Genomic DNA, 13,110 nt, shown 5'->3' with positions numbered 1-13,110 from the left:
TAGCGGATACCGGGTGCTCCAGTGTCGTTTCGATTGCACATTTCGCAATCGTGATCCGTGCCTTACCGTTGGGGTAGGTGAGGCGCGGCGATCAGTTCCGCAGGCCGAACGGGATTTCGGTTGCCTGCGGTGCACGTACAAGTGCCGGCTCGGAGGTGTTGGCCAGCGACTTGATGAGCATCAACACGGATTGGCGGACGCTCGGATCGTTGATCTTCATGAAGGCCTTGTTGAGGCTCAGGCCTTCCTTGGACGTCAGAAAGTCTGAGAGATCCTCAAGGCCGCTGATGGCGCCGAGGCCGTCCGTCGCCAGTGGTTGTGTGTTGTCTTGCTGGAAGAAGAAGGCGACCGGCACGGCCAGAACGCTCGCAATCGCCTGCAGCCGGCTGGCGCCGATGCGATTGGTGCCTTTTTCGTATTTTTGCACCTGCTGAAACGTGACGCCGATCTGATCGGCGAGCCGTTCCTGGCTCATGCCAAGCATAAGCCGCCGCATTCGCACGCGTGAACCGACATAGGCGTCAATCGGATTTGGTACTTTTGCACTCACTGTATAATCTCCTCATTTGAACGGGGACCCAGCGGACGCGCCTTGCAGATGCCCGGGGGAAGGCAAGGAACATGCCCCAGTCTGCCCGCTCAGTGTGTATTAAATGGTGGCGAAATTCAACTAAAAGTCTTTGGTGGCGAAGGTTTGTCCGTTATCGGCCGTTTGAGTAAGCGGTAGGAAAGAAGCGTGGCATCAATGTGGATTGAAGACGGAAGACGATCTGCAGTTGTAAACGGGGCACGTCGGGTTATCCTTGGTCGGCACGCTGGTGCGTGCAGCATAGTTGCTCGTACCGCATTGGCTATCGCTGGCCACGTAACGGTCGTAAAGGACGATATTGCCGCTTCGCGAGGGATAGCGCAGCAATACCGCCCGCTCTTTCGAAACGATCTGCTGCACGGATGCACAGCTCTGGCCAAGTGAATCATAGCGGGAAATAGCCTGAGCCGAGCCGACGGAAGTGACCGTCAACAGAATGAGCGCTGCGGCTATTGCTTTCATAGTTCGTCCTTTTCGTGGCGACGGATATTTTACATAGGCGTCAACGGCGTTTCGCCAAGGGTATGACGTATGATGTGGTTTCGTTTGAATTCAGGCAGGGCGGCGGCAAAATAAAATCGGAGGTGTCGTCATGCGGGATTTTCCACTGAAAGCTGACTGAAAGGTTACCTGCGCTAGCTTTGCCCGGCTTCGTGGAGGAAGCGCATGCCGTGCGATTACAGAATGACGCAGGCATCTAACAGGAGGAGATACCCATGCGTTCATCGCGCACGCTTTTTCATACCGTAGCCCTTTCCCTCGTCATATCAGCCGCCTCGCTCAGTGCGACGGCAGCGCATGCCGCCGACAAGATTTCCATTATGGTGGGCGGTTACGAAAAGCAGATCTATCTGCCGGCCAAGCTTGCCGAATCCCTCGGTTACTTCAAGGATGAAGGCCTCGAGGTCGATCTTCTCAACGAGTCTGCCGGCGTCGATGCCGAAAACCAGCTGCTGGCTGGCGCTGTTCAGGGTGTCGTCGGCTTCTACGATCACTGTGTCGACCTGCAGGCCAAGGGCAAGTTCATCAAATCCGTCGTGCAGTTCAGCCAGGCGCCCGGCGAAGTCGAGCTGGTCTCGACCAAGCATCCGGAACTCAAGTCCTTCGCGGACCTGAAGGGCAAGAGCCTCGGTGTTACCGGCCTCGGCTCGTCCACCAACTTCCTGACGCTCTATATGGCGTCGAAGCACGGCCTTTCGCCGTCTGATATCTCCACGGTTCCGGTCGGTGCCGGCCAGACCTTCATCGCCGCCATGCAGCAGGACGCCATCCAGGCCGGCATGACCACCGAGCCGACGATTTCGCGCATGCTGAAGACCGGTGAAGCTTCGATTCTCGTCGACTTGCGGACCCTGAAGGGCACCGAGGAAGCACTCGGCGGCACCTATCCGGCAGCCTCGCTCTACATGGACGCGGCCTGGGTCGATGCTCATAAGGAAGACGTACAGAAGCTCGCCAACGCCTTCGTCAAGACGCTGCGGTTCATCAATACGCATTCCGCCGCCGAGATTGCCGACAAGATGCCGAAGGATTTCTACGTTGGCGACAAGGACGGCTACATCAAGGCTCTCGACGCCGGCAAGGAAATGTTCACGCCGGATGGCGTGATGCCGGAAGACGGTCCGAAGACGGTTCTCGCCGTGCTCTCCGCGTTCTCGAAGAACGTCAAGGGCAAGACGATCGACCTGTCGAAGACCTACACGACCGAGTTCGTCAAGAACGTCAAGTAAGCAGTCATCGCGCTGCCTCCGGCCGGAACCGGAGGCGGTATCTCACGGGCTTTTGCGTGCACGCCCAAAGGCACGCGTCAGGATCAGCACCATGCAACAGGATGGACGCCGGACACCGGCGATCGAGCTCATCAATGTCAGCCGCCGTTTCGTCTCACCGACCGGCAAATCGCTGACGGCGCTGCGCGATTTCAATATGACTGTCGAGCGCGGCGAATTCGTCGCCGTCGTTGGACCGACCGGCTGCGGCAAGTCGACGACGCTCAACCTCGTCACCGGCCTTGCCAAGCCGAGCGCCGGCGAAGTTCGCCTGATGGGCGGCCCGGTCGACGGCATCGATCCGCGCGTCGGCTTCGTCTTCCAGACGGATGCGCTCTTTCCCTGGAAGAACGTCATCGACAACGTCATGTCCGGCCCGCTGTTCCGCGGCAAGTCCAAAGCGGAAGCGGAGGCGACCGCCAAAGACTGGCTCGCCCGCGTTGGCCTGACGAAGTTTCTGCATCACTATCCGCACCAGCTCTCCGGCGGCATGCGCAAGCGCGTTTCGCTGGCGCAGACCTTCATCAACGAGCCGGAAATCCTGCTGATGGACGAGCCATTCTCGGCGCTGGACGTGCAGACCCGCACGGTCATGCACGAGGAGTTGCTGAAGCTCTGGGCCGAGCGTCAGGCGTCGGTGGTGTTCGTCACCCACGACCTCGAAGAGGCCGTGGCGCTGGCCGACAAGGTCTATGTGCTGACGGCGGGTCCCGCCACGGTGAAGTCGGTCTACAAGATCGACCTGCCGCGCCCGCGTGTCGTCTCGGAGATCCGCTACGAGCAGACCTTCATCGATTATTGCAAGACGATCTGGGACGACCTCCGCGAAGAGGTCGAGACCAGCTATCGCCGCGCTGCGCAAGCGGCATAAGGGGAGGATTGATCATGGCAAATACAGCCCTTGAAACAGGCAATGCGCCGATCTTCCGCGCCGGCACCTCGGACGTGGAAATAGAAGCAGCGGCACTGAAGGCGATCACCCGGCGCAAATTCGTCGTCGTCTTCTGGCAGGTCGCGATCCTCGTGGCGATCCTCGGTGTCTGGCAGCTGGCCTCCGACCTGCACTGGATCGACCCCTTCTTCTATTCCAGCCCGACCGCTATCGGCTATAGGCTCTACGAATGGGTCACCGAAGGCACCGAAAATGGTTCGCTCTGGTATCACCTCGGCGTCACCATGGAAGAAGCGCTGATCGGCTTCGTCATCGGCTCGGTCACCGGCGTGCTGGTCGGCGTGGCGCTCGGCCGCAATAGGCTGGCCTCCGATATCCTGTCGATCTACATCAAGGCGATCAACTCGATTCCGCGCGTCGTGTTGGCGCCGATCTTTGTGATGATCATGGGCCTTGGCCTGCCGTCCAAGGTGGCTCTGGCCTTCATCATGGTGTTTTTCGTCGTGTTCGCCAATGCCTTCCAGGGCGTGCGCGAAGCGGACCGCAACATGATCGCCAATGCCCGCATCCTCGGTGCCTCGAACTGGCAGGTCACCCGCAACGTGATCCTGCCGTCGGCGATGAGCTGGATCTTCGCCAGCCTGCACGTCTCCTTCTCGTTCGCCATCATTGGTGCGATCGTCGGCGAGTTCGTCGGTTCGCTGGCCGGTATCGGCTACCTGATCTCGATCGCCAAGGGCACCTACGATGCGGCCGGCCTCTATGCCGCGATCATCCTGGTGATGCTGGTGACGCTCGGTGCGGAGTACGTGATGACGCTGGTGGAAAATCGCATCACCCGTTGGCGTCCGCAGCAGCATATGGACACGCAATAAGCCCAGCCGGATAATCCGGCACCTCCCAAGGCAAAGGCCGGGCGTTTCGCCCGGCCTTTTGTGTTTTTAGGCTCGGTGCGTGCGATTTTCCTTGGGTGCGAATCAGGCTATGCTTCGTCTCAGGCAAGGCCCATGCCTCCCCCCCTCCGATCGGGAAAGTATCATTCATGCGGGGCTGACCAACCATCGAACCGACTGTTCGAGCGCCAAGCATAAGGAGGGATTGCGATCGCAGCTCGCAATAGGAGGTTTTTCATATGAGGCTTTCCGCCCCACTGTATCGTCTGAAACGCAAGGCGCGATTGTTGTCACGCCATGAGACTATCCCGCTGCACGAGGCGCTCGATCGGATCGCCGTCGAAGAGGGCCTCCGCAGCTGGAGCCTGCTCGCAACCCGCGCGGATGAGAAGACACCCGCCGGCGAGATGTTTTCGCGGCTGAACCTCGGCGACCTGGTGCTTCTCGGCGCTCGTCCGCGCCACGGCAAGACCTTGATGAGCCTCAGGCTCGCCATCGAGGCCATGAAAGCCGGCAACCGGGGTATCTTCTTCACGCTGGAATACACCGAAAGGGATATTCAGGATCGCTTTGAGGCGATCGGCGAGACGTTCGAGCATTTCAGGGATCTGTTCGAATTCGACACCTCCGAAGCAATCAGCGCTGACTATATCATGCAGAGGCTGGTGTCGGTGCCCAAGGGAACGCTGGTGGTCGTCGACTATCTGCAGATACTCGACCAGAACCGGCAGAAACCGGACTTGATGGTTCAGGTCCGTGCGCTGAAGGCCTTTGCGCATGAGAAAGGCTTGATCATCGTCTTCATCTCGCAGATCGACCGGTCTTGTGATTTGTCGGTGAAAGCCTATCCGGATCTGGAGGATGTCCGCTTGCCCAATCCGCTGGATCTGGGACTTTTCGACAAGGCGTTTTTCCTGAACAAGCGCGAAGTCCAGCTTCGGGCGGCAGGATAGCGATCTCTTCGGTTGTCGGTGGTTTTTGAAGTAATCAGACCGCCGGCAGCCTTACAGTCACCAGCAGGCCGCCTTCGGCCGCGTCGCCGAGCGTCACGGAGCCACCGGCGCCGTCGACCACTTCGCGGACAATGGCAAGCCCGAGGCCGCTGCCCTCCGGTTCCGTGCCGATGATGCGATAGAAGCGTTCGAACACCTGGGCGCGTTCGGCTTCCGGAATGCCGGGGCCATTGTCTTCCACCGTCAACATGGCGTCGTCGCCATCGCGGGCGACGCCGAGCGTGACCCGGCCGTTCAATGGAGTGTAGCGCAGCGCATTGTCGACGAGATTAACCAGCATCTCGCGCATCATCGTGCCATCGCCTTCGACACGGATCGGTGCATTGTCTGCCTCCAGCCCAAGATCGATATTACGCCGCAATGCCTCCTCGGCGAGGTTCTCCAGGACGTGCCGGGCGGTGGCGACGAGTTCGATCGTATCGCTGCGCGGCCTGCGGCTGCCCGGTTCGGCCCGCGACAAGGTGAGAAGCTGGCTTGCCAGCCGCGTCACCTGCCTGGTGCTGGAGCGCAGTGCCTGCAGCGCCTCGTCGCGCTTGCCTGTGTCGGCCTCGCGTGCCGCGACGCTTGCCTGTGTCGAGATCAAAGCGAGCGGCGTGCGCAGCTGATGTGCGGCGTTGGAGACGAAGCGGCGCTGTGCCGCCATCTGGTTTTGCACCCGCTCCATATGATCATTGAGGGCGTGGACCAGCGGCCGCAGCTCGCTCTGCACCATGTTCGGTTCCAGCGGATCCAGCCGCTCGCGGCCGCGTTCGCGCACGGCGTCGCGCAACCGCAGCACGGGCGCCAGACCCCGCTGCAAGCCGAGAATGGTTACCAGGCCGGCGATCAGTACCAGCACGAGCTGCTTGCTGAAATCCGATAGCCACAGCCTGCGGCGCATGGCGTACTGGCTGTGATGGGTGACGGCGACGGTGACGGAGATCGTGCTGTCTACGCCGAGTCCGACGATCGGCTGGTTCAGCAGCATCAGCCGCACTTCGTCGGCGCGAAACGTCGTGTCTTCGCCGGTCTGCTGCCTTTTCGGCTGCGGCAGATCGGGATAACCGGCGATGAGGTTCCCCCAGGCGGTCACCACCTGATAGAAGACGCGATCGCCGTTGCCTGTATCGAACATTTCGAGAGCTGCGGGGGGAATGTCGAGCTGGACGGTTCCGCTGGGATCGGTATGCACGGCCTCGGCGATGACGCGGGCTGAGGCGAGCAGCGTGTGGTCGATGACGAGATCGGCGGTGGCGTCCGCCGACCGGTAGCTGAGATAAAGATTGACGCAGATCGCCCCGATCAGCGTCAGCACTACCCAGGCGAACAGTTGTGCCCGCAAGCTGGCGGTCAGCCCTGCGATGGCGCGGCTGAGGCGACCTTCCTGCGGGAGGCTTTCATCATTGCGCATGGCGAAGGAGATAACCGAGGCCGCGCAGCGTGGCGATCTGCACGGTGCTGCCTTCGAGCTTCTTGCGGACGCGGTGCACGTAGATTTCGATGGCGCTGGTATCGGCGAAATCGTCGAAGCCGAAGACGCTTTCCGATAGCGCGGTCTTGGTCACCGTCGTGCCGACCTTCATGACCAGATGTTCAAGCACGGCATGTTCGCGCGGCGTCAGCGCCAATGTCTCTCCACCGAGAGAGAACTGCCGCGTGCCGCCATCGAACAGCAGATCGCCGACGGCGATTTCGGGTGCGGCGCGATCATGGCCGCGGCGGACGGCGGCGCGAATGCGAGCTTCCAGCTCGGCGATTTCGAAGGGTTTGGCGAGATAGTCGTCGGCGCCGCTGTCGAGCCCAGTGATGCGGCCGTCCAGGCTGGCATTGGCCGTGAGGATGATGACCGGCACCTTGTTGCCGCCCTGGCGCAGCCGCTTCAAGAGCGTCAATCCGTCGATTTTCGGCAGGGACAGATCGAGAATGACGACCGCATAGCTCGCCACTTTCAGCATGTGCTCGGCGTCCTCGCCGTCATGGGCGATGTCGACGGCATATTGCGCCTGACGCAGCGCCTTGCCGAGCCAGGACGCCAGTTCGCGGTTGTCTTCGACGATCAGGAGCCTCATGCGGCGAGTATACAGCAAGTGCCGGATGTTGCGAGTGTTTTGGCTATTCAGCGTCTATCCCGCCCCTTGCGGGCGGGAAAGCAAAATCAGCATTTAGCCGTCAGGCTAAGTGCTAGATTTTGCAAGGGTGGGGGTAGGCAGGGACGCACTTGCTTACCGGAAGCGGAATGAGCAAGAAAAGACCCCCTCTCTTGCAATTTCAATGGCTTAGAAATTGCGCCGGGTTTTGAGTATGTGAACCGTCCTGTGCCGCAATTCCTAAACCAATGAAATTGCTTTCTCGCCCGCCAGGGGCGAGATGGCTTCACCGCTTCCCCAGCCTCAATCCCATCTCCCTCACCTCCCGCAAATAGACCTTGCGTGCATAGGGGGGCGTCAGATTGTGGTCGGCGCCGGGGATGATGGTGAGGCGGATGTCGGGGAAATTTCTGAGTGCTGAGGCGTCCTCGCCAAAGTGCTCGCGGAAATGGTCGAGGCCGATATCGTGGGCGCTGTAGATCAGCGATATGTCGACCCGGCGCCTGGCGAGCGAGCGGAAACCACCCATGACGATTTCGTGCTCGCCGGCGAAGAAGGGCAGGACGCCGAGCAGGGGGCGGCCGAGCCGGACGGCGCGTCTTGCCAGCGCCGTGACGATATTGCGCGCAGCACTTCTGGCGTCGATCTGGCCGCCATAGAGCCGCTTCAGTGTTTCCAGTTGCAGGAATTTGTAGCCATAGGTTTCAAGCGAGCGCGGCACGAAGCGAAGGCCTTCGTCGACCGATTGCGTTTCATCCCAGAAGAAGGCGTAGGGGTTGACGGTGATCAAGCCGTGGCATCGGTCATCGTTCATTGCGGTCTGGTAGGCGAGATAGCCGCCGCTGCAGCGGCCGACGGCAAAGGCCGGCAGCAGTTCTCTGGTCTCCAGCAGGTCGAGCGCGGCGCTGACATCCCGATGCTGGTCGCGAGAATAGAGCACCTGGTCGGGGGCATCGGGCAAGGGCGGGCTGTCGGCGACATTGGCGGTGTCGAAGCGTAGCGAGGCGATGCCATCGCGGGCAAGCGCCCGCGCCATGGTCACCGACGTCCGGCCCCAGCCGGCGTGCCGGTCATAGGCAGTCGTGAGGAGCAGCGCCGTCGCGCCCGCCCGCTCGCCCATGGGTTCGCAGAGGATGCCGAAGAGGCGATCCCCTTCGCCGAAGCGCAGAGGCGTCTCGCGGAAACCGTCGCCTTCAAGCGCTTCGGCGCGCGGTGCGTGGACAATCTTGCGTGTCGTCGTGACGGGCTTCGTCGCGATCGACTGTACCCAATCCAGAATCTTGCGGCCGGCGTCGAGTGGCATGGCGGCGATGGTCGGGTTCGACACCAGCTCGTCATAGCCGTCATAGGCGGCTTGTTCGACGCGCGGTCCGAGAGTCCCGAGATGGGTTGCGAAGTCGGCATCGCCCGGCCGGCCGGGCCGGGTCAGGACGAGGCAGTCCGGCGTGCTGACATGGCCGCGCGTCATCAGGTTGAGTGTCCTGACCGTGGCGGCAATGGCGTCCGGCATGCGCAGGCTGGCGACGGTGACGCCTTCGGTTTGTCGCTGTGCCTCGTCGAGCCCCATGCTTTCGTCGATCATTTTCGACCAGATGGTCAATTCGCGCAGATAGGCGCGCCCGGAAATTGTCGGCGCTAGGAGGGCGATGCCGTCGATGGCTTCAAGCCGCTTGGCAATATCGAGGGCGATGGTGCTTCCGAGCCCCTGGCTCACCAGGATAAGCCGTTCGCAGCCGGAGAGTGATCGCAGCTTGGCGGCAGCAGCCAGTGCCGTATCTTCCCAGAGCGCCAATCCTTGCCCCTGATCGGCTACGTCGAGTGCGTCACCCGTTCCGGCATAGTCGAAGCGCAGGCTGGCGATACCGGTCTTGGCAAAATCCTCGGCGAGGATGCGCCAGAACTTGCGGGTGCACATTTCCTCGAAGCCCCAGGGGCTGAGGAACATGACGGCCGTGCGGCTTGGTGGCGCGGCGGCAGGCATGAACAGGCCGACGGTGCCGGCGAAGGTCACCGGCACGGCGGCGGCCGTAATTTCTTTGACTGTGTCCACGTATTCGGCGGCTCCCCAACCAGCCATGATCGTCTCCTCACATTCGGCGCGGCGCGAGCAGCGCCAGCGCGTGAACGGCAATCGGATGGGCGCGCCGTGGCAGGCGCGCGGCAATCTGCTGCATAACGGCGATATCCTCCGGCGGCACGGCGCCCAGAAGCCGCAGTGCCAACCCGTAGACCAGCGCGCCGGCGATGATAGCGCCGGCAAGGCCCGGAATGCCCGGCAGGACATGAAGGAAGCCATAGGCGGCAGCGGCGCAAAGCATGGCGGCGGCGGTGACCTTGGCGAGGTTGACGAACATGCCGCGCATCGAGCCTTCGAATTTCATCAGCCGCACCATCAACAGGCACATGGCGGTGAAGGCCAAGAACCGCACCAAAGCGGCACCTTCGCCGCCATAGAGGGGCACTGCGATCAGGCAGCCGGCGACCATGATGACGCTGGCGACGCCGCCGATGATCGTGCGTTCGCGCGTGCGGTCGATGGAATAGAGATATTGCGTGCAGATCTGCATGAAGACGTAAGGCACCGCCGTCAGCGACAGCAGCGCCACCATGCCGCCGCTCGGTGCGAAGGGTTTGCCGAAGATGGTGACCACCAGCTCGGGCGCGATCGCGGCAAGGCCGAAGCTCATCGGCAAGGTGATATAGGCAATACTGCGAGCTACGCCCTCGAAGACGCGGATCGGCAGCTTTCCGGATGGCTGTGCGTGCATCTGTTCGGAATAATAGGGCAGCAGGCTACCGCTCAACTGCACCGGAAGCTGCAGCGCGAGATTGGCGAGCGACAGGCCGACGGCATAAAAGCCGACCGCTTCGATACCCCAGTAATGCTGCAGGAAAAGCAGCTCGATGCGGTTGAGGAAGATCGAGCTGTTGATGAGTTCGATCGAGAGAATGAGCGAGGAACTGACGAGCGCGCCGAGGCCGACGCCGCAGCTGTTGCGGCGGGCGATGGCGATCTTCAGGGTCGCGAAAAACATCGGTAACTGGCCAATGGCATAACCGGCAAGCGCACCGCTGACGCCGAAGAAGATCGCGCCCAAGAGCACGGTTACGAGCTGTAGCGCCGAGCTTGTCAGGGTGATGCGCAGGAAGGTGCCGAGTTGCTGCTCGCCAATCAGGTAATTCTTGCTATAGGCGCCGAGCGACTGAAGAACGAAAAACGCGCCGGTGATGGCGATGACGGCGGATGCGTCGCCGGCCCAGTGCAGTCGCTCCGTATCCCAGTAATAGGCGGTGTAACCGACGAGCAGGATTACGGTTGCCAGGATCGTCGGCTGCAAGAGATAGGCGGCAAAGCCTAGTCGTTCCTCTGTCGAATAACCCCGTCCCTTCAACTGCGGCAGGACACGCAGCAGCGTGACACCGGCGCCAAGCTCGGCGATGAGCGCGCCTGTGGTCGTCAGCCACAGCGAAAAGGCAATGATGCCGTTGGCCTCGGGGCCGAGCAGGCGGGCGGCGATGATCGAGCAGGCAAAGCCGGTCGCGAGCAGGGTCAGCCCCGCCGCCGCGTTCAACGCCGAATTCGCCATGATGCTCTTCGTCATGAAGATTACCGTTCTCATAGTCGCAGAAAGTGGCCGAGACTATTCGGCTCTTCATGGAGATAGCCTCTGCTCTATTTCATATGCCTTAATATTTACCGTCTATTCCTAATGTAAATTTTGTTTTTACTTCAGCTAATATTCAATTTCCCTGATATTGGCTGCTTTGCCGCTTGTTCAGAGGAACTTCATTGTTCAGCCTTATCGTCTGTACGATCGATCGCTTCGACCAGCTGGAACGCTTGTTCCTGTCGTTGAGCAGTCAGCGACACCGGGATTTCGAGGTCGTTCTCGTCGACCAGAATCCGGATGACAGGCTTTCGGCGTTGGTCGGGCGGTTCTCACCCCTTTTCACCATCGGGCATATCCGCTCCCTCAAGGGGCTTTCGCGGGCGCGCAACAATGGGATGGCGGCGGCGAGTGGCGATTATGTCTGCTTTCCCGACGATGACTGCTGGTATGAGCCCGATACGCTCGAGATGGCCGAGCGGCTGTTCGTCGCGCATCCGCAACTTGCCATCGTCACCGGCCGCACGCTTGACGCCAGCGGCACGGCCTCGGTCAGTCCGACGGGCGAGGTCCCGCTCGCGGTGACGCGCTGGAACTATCTGAAGTGCGGCAACTCCAACGGCATCTTCGTCCGCCGCGCGGCGCTGGCCGATATCGGCGGCTTCGACGAAAACCTCGGGGTCGGCTCCGGACACGCCGTTTCAGAGCGGCGAGGAGGCGGATTTTCTGTTGCGGGCGCTGGCCGCCGGCAAGCGGCTGATGTTCTTTCCGGAGTTGATCGTCCACCACGACCAGGTCACCGACGAATATGGTCCACGTCAGGTCGAGCGGGCGCGGAAATATGGGCGCGGTTTCGGCGCGTTGATGCGCAAGCAACGCTTTCCGCTCGTCTATGTCGGCTATCGCCTCTTGCGGCCCGTCGGCGGCTGGCTGGCGGCGCTCGTCCGGTTCAACGCCGATGCCGCGCGTTACAAGCGCGCCTGGCTCATGGGAATTCTCGAGGGTTATGCCACCTGGCCGCGCTGGCGCAACGGTTGATGCCGTTCGCCTCTCGGGGTCATCGCGTCTGCATAGGCGTCCACATAGCGCTGTGCGACTTCGTCCCATGCATAGGCGCGAGCATCGCGGATCAACTCCTCGCGCAAGCTGAGGCCGTCGGTCTCAAGGCGCTCGAAAGCAGCGGTCAGGGTATCGGCGGCAGCTTGCTGATCTGAGAAGTCGGAGAGCATCAGCGCCGGATGGGTCTCGGCCAGCGCGATATAGGCGTCGTTGGTGTGCAGCACCGGCAGCAGGCCGGCGCTCATCGCCTCGATCGCCACCAGGCCGAAGCCTTCATAGTCCGAAGCGGAGGCAAAGAGAGAGGCACGGGCGATGATGTTGCGGATGGCGCTGTTGTCGATCGATACATGCAGCGTCACGTGGTGGCCGAGATCGCGGGCGGCAATTTCCTTTTCCAGCGTCGGCTGGTCGAGGTCGGAGACCGCGCCGATGATGTCGAGATGCCAGTCCGGATCGCGGGCGGCCAACACCCTGATAACGTCAAGCATGCGGTCGAGCCGCTTGTTGACCGAGAAACGGCCGATGGTGACGATTCGACGGCGTGCCTCGAGCGCCGCGCAATTGGCGAATTTGGCGACGTCGGCGCCGTTCTCGATCAGACGGGTCCGGCGTCCGGCAATGCTCGAAAACAGCCGTTCGTCTGACTGGCTGCAACAGATCAGCTCTGCATAGGCGAGCGCCGAGAGCCGGGTTGCGGTGTTGAACCAGAGCTTCTTGATGGCTGCGAATTTCGGCGTGTGGAAAAAGCCGCCATGGGTGGTGGCAACCATCGGTCGGCCATGAAAAAGCTTTCCCCAGGCGAGCGCGTCGAAGAAGAAATCGACGGCATGGACATGGACGAGGTCGGCATCGGCGATATGCTTGAACACCTTTGGCGCCACCGGGTAGCGGCTGGAGCCGGACCAGGGGATGCGGACGATCTCGATGCCATCGATGATTTCGCTCGGTGCCAGCTCACGGGCCGGATCGGAAAACAGGCTGTTGCAGGTCACGACGCGAACGCGATAGCCACGGCCGATCAGCTGCCGGCAGAGATTGGCAACCACATCTTCCAATCCGCCCTTGTTGGGCAGAAACTGGCGCACGACATGCACGATCAGCGGCCCGCCCGGCTTCTGTGCCTGAATATCCGATGTCATCGATCCGCCCTCGATCCTTGGGCCACGTACTACCGCGGCGATCAGGCGCACGACAGCGCCATCCGTTGACCAGCACGCAAAA

General features: G+C 61.5%; 12 protein-coding genes and 1 pseudogene. 6 read left to right on the top strand and 7 right to left on the bottom strand.

Going from position 1 to position 13,110, the window contains the following annotated elements; all coding sequences use genetic code 11:
- Positions 1–91: 91 nt before the first annotated feature.
- Together HB780_RS24460 and HB780_RS24455 are read right to left on the bottom strand one after the other, a co-directional pair.
- Entirely contained in the window at positions 92–550 is a 459-nt protein-coding gene (locus HB780_RS24460; protein WP_183689938.1) for a helix-turn-helix domain-containing protein, read from the bottom strand.
- 192 nt (positions 551–742) lie between these two features.
- Entirely contained in the window at positions 743–1,051 is a 309-nt protein-coding gene (locus HB780_RS24455; RefSeq protein WP_183689937.1) for a hypothetical protein, read from the bottom strand.
- Positions 1,052–1,305: 254 nt separating this feature from the next.
- On the opposite strand from HB780_RS24455, the gene HB780_RS24450 reads away from it, so the two are divergent.
- The 4 genes from HB780_RS24450 to HB780_RS24435 all read left to right on the top strand — a co-directional run bounded on the left by HB780_RS24450 (position 1,306) and on the right by HB780_RS24435 (position 5,096).
- Positions 1,306–2,319: an ABC transporter substrate-binding protein gene (locus tag HB780_RS24450; RefSeq protein WP_183689936.1), complete on the top strand. Its 1,014-nt coding sequence runs from the start codon at positions 1,306–1,308 to the stop codon at positions 2,317–2,319.
- 91 nt (positions 2,320–2,410) lie between these two features.
- Complete coding sequence (locus HB780_RS24445) at positions 2,411–3,229, top strand: ABC transporter ATP-binding protein (RefSeq protein ID WP_183689935.1); 819 nt, start codon at positions 2,411–2,413, stop codon at positions 3,227–3,229.
- Between the two features lie 14 nt (positions 3,230–3,243).
- Positions 3,244–4,125: an ABC transporter permease gene (locus tag HB780_RS24440; RefSeq protein ID WP_183689934.1), complete on the top strand. Its 882-nt coding sequence runs from the start codon at positions 3,244–3,246 to the stop codon at positions 4,123–4,125.
- 257 nt (positions 4,126–4,382) lie between these two features.
- Positions 4,383–5,096 carry a DNA helicase gene (locus tag HB780_RS24435; RefSeq protein WP_183689933.1) on the top strand — a complete coding sequence of 238 codons (714 nt, stop codon included), beginning with the start codon at positions 4,383–4,385 and terminating at the stop codon, positions 5,094–5,096.
- Positions 5,097–5,130: 34 nt separating this feature from the next.
- Here HB780_RS24435 and HB780_RS24430 read toward each other — a convergent pair whose 3' ends face one another.
- From HB780_RS24430 to HB780_RS24415, 4 genes are all read right to left on the bottom strand, one after another.
- Positions 5,131–6,546, bottom strand: a complete 1,416-nt coding sequence (locus HB780_RS24430; RefSeq protein ID WP_183689932.1) for a sensor histidine kinase — start codon at positions 6,544–6,546, stop codon at positions 5,131–5,133.
- The gene (locus HB780_RS24425) at positions 6,536–7,204 is read right to left on the bottom strand and encodes a response regulator (protein ID WP_183689931.1); all 669 of its coding nucleotides are present in this window, start codon (positions 7,202–7,204) and stop codon (positions 6,536–6,538) included. The genes HB780_RS24430 and HB780_RS24425 overlap by 11 nt, the downstream gene beginning before the upstream one ends.
- A 304-nt stretch (positions 7,205–7,508) precedes the next feature.
- Positions 7,509–9,299 carry an alpha/beta hydrolase family protein gene (locus HB780_RS24420; RefSeq protein WP_183689930.1) on the bottom strand — a complete coding sequence of 597 codons (1,791 nt, stop codon included), beginning with the start codon at positions 9,297–9,299 and terminating at the stop codon, positions 7,509–7,511.
- Positions 9,300–9,309: 10 nt separating this feature from the next.
- Positions 9,310–10,824, bottom strand: coding sequence for a lipopolysaccharide biosynthesis protein (locus HB780_RS24415; RefSeq protein WP_183689929.1), 1,515 nt, complete (start codon positions 10,822–10,824; stop codon positions 9,310–9,312).
- A gap of 170 nt (positions 10,825–10,994) precedes the next feature.
- Here HB780_RS24415 and HB780_RS33225 point away from each other — a divergent pair.
- Together HB780_RS33225 and HB780_RS33220 are read left to right on the top strand one after the other, a co-directional pair.
- Positions 10,995–11,315: pseudogene (locus tag HB780_RS33225) on the top strand (glycosyltransferase family 2 protein); the annotation flags it as partial.
- A 244-nt stretch (positions 11,316–11,559) separates the two neighbouring features.
- A complete protein-coding gene (locus HB780_RS33220) occupies positions 11,560–11,868 on the top strand; it encodes a hypothetical protein (RefSeq protein ID WP_286203212.1) in 309 nt (102 codons plus the stop codon).
- Here the strand turns inward: HB780_RS33220 and HB780_RS24405 are convergent.
- Entirely contained in the window at positions 11,835–13,028 is a 1,194-nt protein-coding gene (locus tag HB780_RS24405) for a glycosyltransferase family 4 protein (protein ID WP_183689928.1), read from the bottom strand. The genes HB780_RS33220 and HB780_RS24405 overlap by 34 nt on opposite strands.
- Between the last annotated feature and the right edge of the window lie 82 nt (positions 13,029–13,110).

The sequence above is a fragment of the Rhizobium lusitanum genome (genome assembly GCF_014189535.1).
In the GTDB taxonomy this organism is placed as follows: domain Bacteria; phylum Pseudomonadota; class Alphaproteobacteria; order Rhizobiales; family Rhizobiaceae; genus Rhizobium; species Rhizobium lusitanum_C.
The sequence above is the reverse complement of the archived record's forward strand: the minus strand, read 5'-3'. Positions and strand labels throughout refer to the sequence as shown.

What these genes read in the sequence shown, in the direction of transcription:
- HB780_RS24415 (WP_183689929.1), bottom strand. Translation starts at nt 10,824, where the DNA reads ATGACGAAGAGCATCATGGCGAATTCGGCGTTGAACGCGGCGGCGGGG.
- HB780_RS24455 (WP_183689937.1), bottom strand. Translation starts at nt 1,051, where the DNA reads ATGAAAGCAATAGCCGCAGCGCTCATTCTGTTGACGGTCACTTCCGTC.
- HB780_RS24430 (WP_183689932.1), bottom strand. Translation starts at nt 6,546, where the DNA reads ATGCGCAATGATGAAAGCCTCCCGCAGGAAGGTCGCCTCAGCCGCGCC.
- HB780_RS24425 (WP_183689931.1), bottom strand. Translation starts at nt 7,204, where the DNA reads ATGAGGCTCCTGATCGTCGAAGACAACCGCGAACTGGCGTCCTGGCTC.
- HB780_RS24435 (WP_183689933.1), top strand. Translation starts at nt 4,383, where the DNA reads ATGAGGCTTTCCGCCCCACTGTATCGTCTGAAACGCAAGGCGCGATTG.
- HB780_RS24445 (WP_183689935.1), top strand. Translation starts at nt 2,411, where the DNA reads ATGCAACAGGATGGACGCCGGACACCGGCGATCGAGCTCATCAATGTC.
- HB780_RS24450 (WP_183689936.1), top strand. Translation starts at nt 1,306, where the DNA reads ATGCGTTCATCGCGCACGCTTTTTCATACCGTAGCCCTTTCCCTCGTC.
- HB780_RS24440 (WP_183689934.1), top strand. Translation starts at nt 3,244, where the DNA reads ATGGCAAATACAGCCCTTGAAACAGGCAATGCGCCGATCTTCCGCGCC.
- HB780_RS24420 (WP_183689930.1), bottom strand. Translation starts at nt 9,299, where the DNA reads ATGGCTGGTTGGGGAGCCGCCGAATACGTGGACACAGTCAAAGAAATT.
- HB780_RS24405 (WP_183689928.1), bottom strand. Translation starts at nt 13,028, where the DNA reads ATGACATCGGATATTCAGGCACAGAAGCCGGGCGGGCCGCTGATCGTG.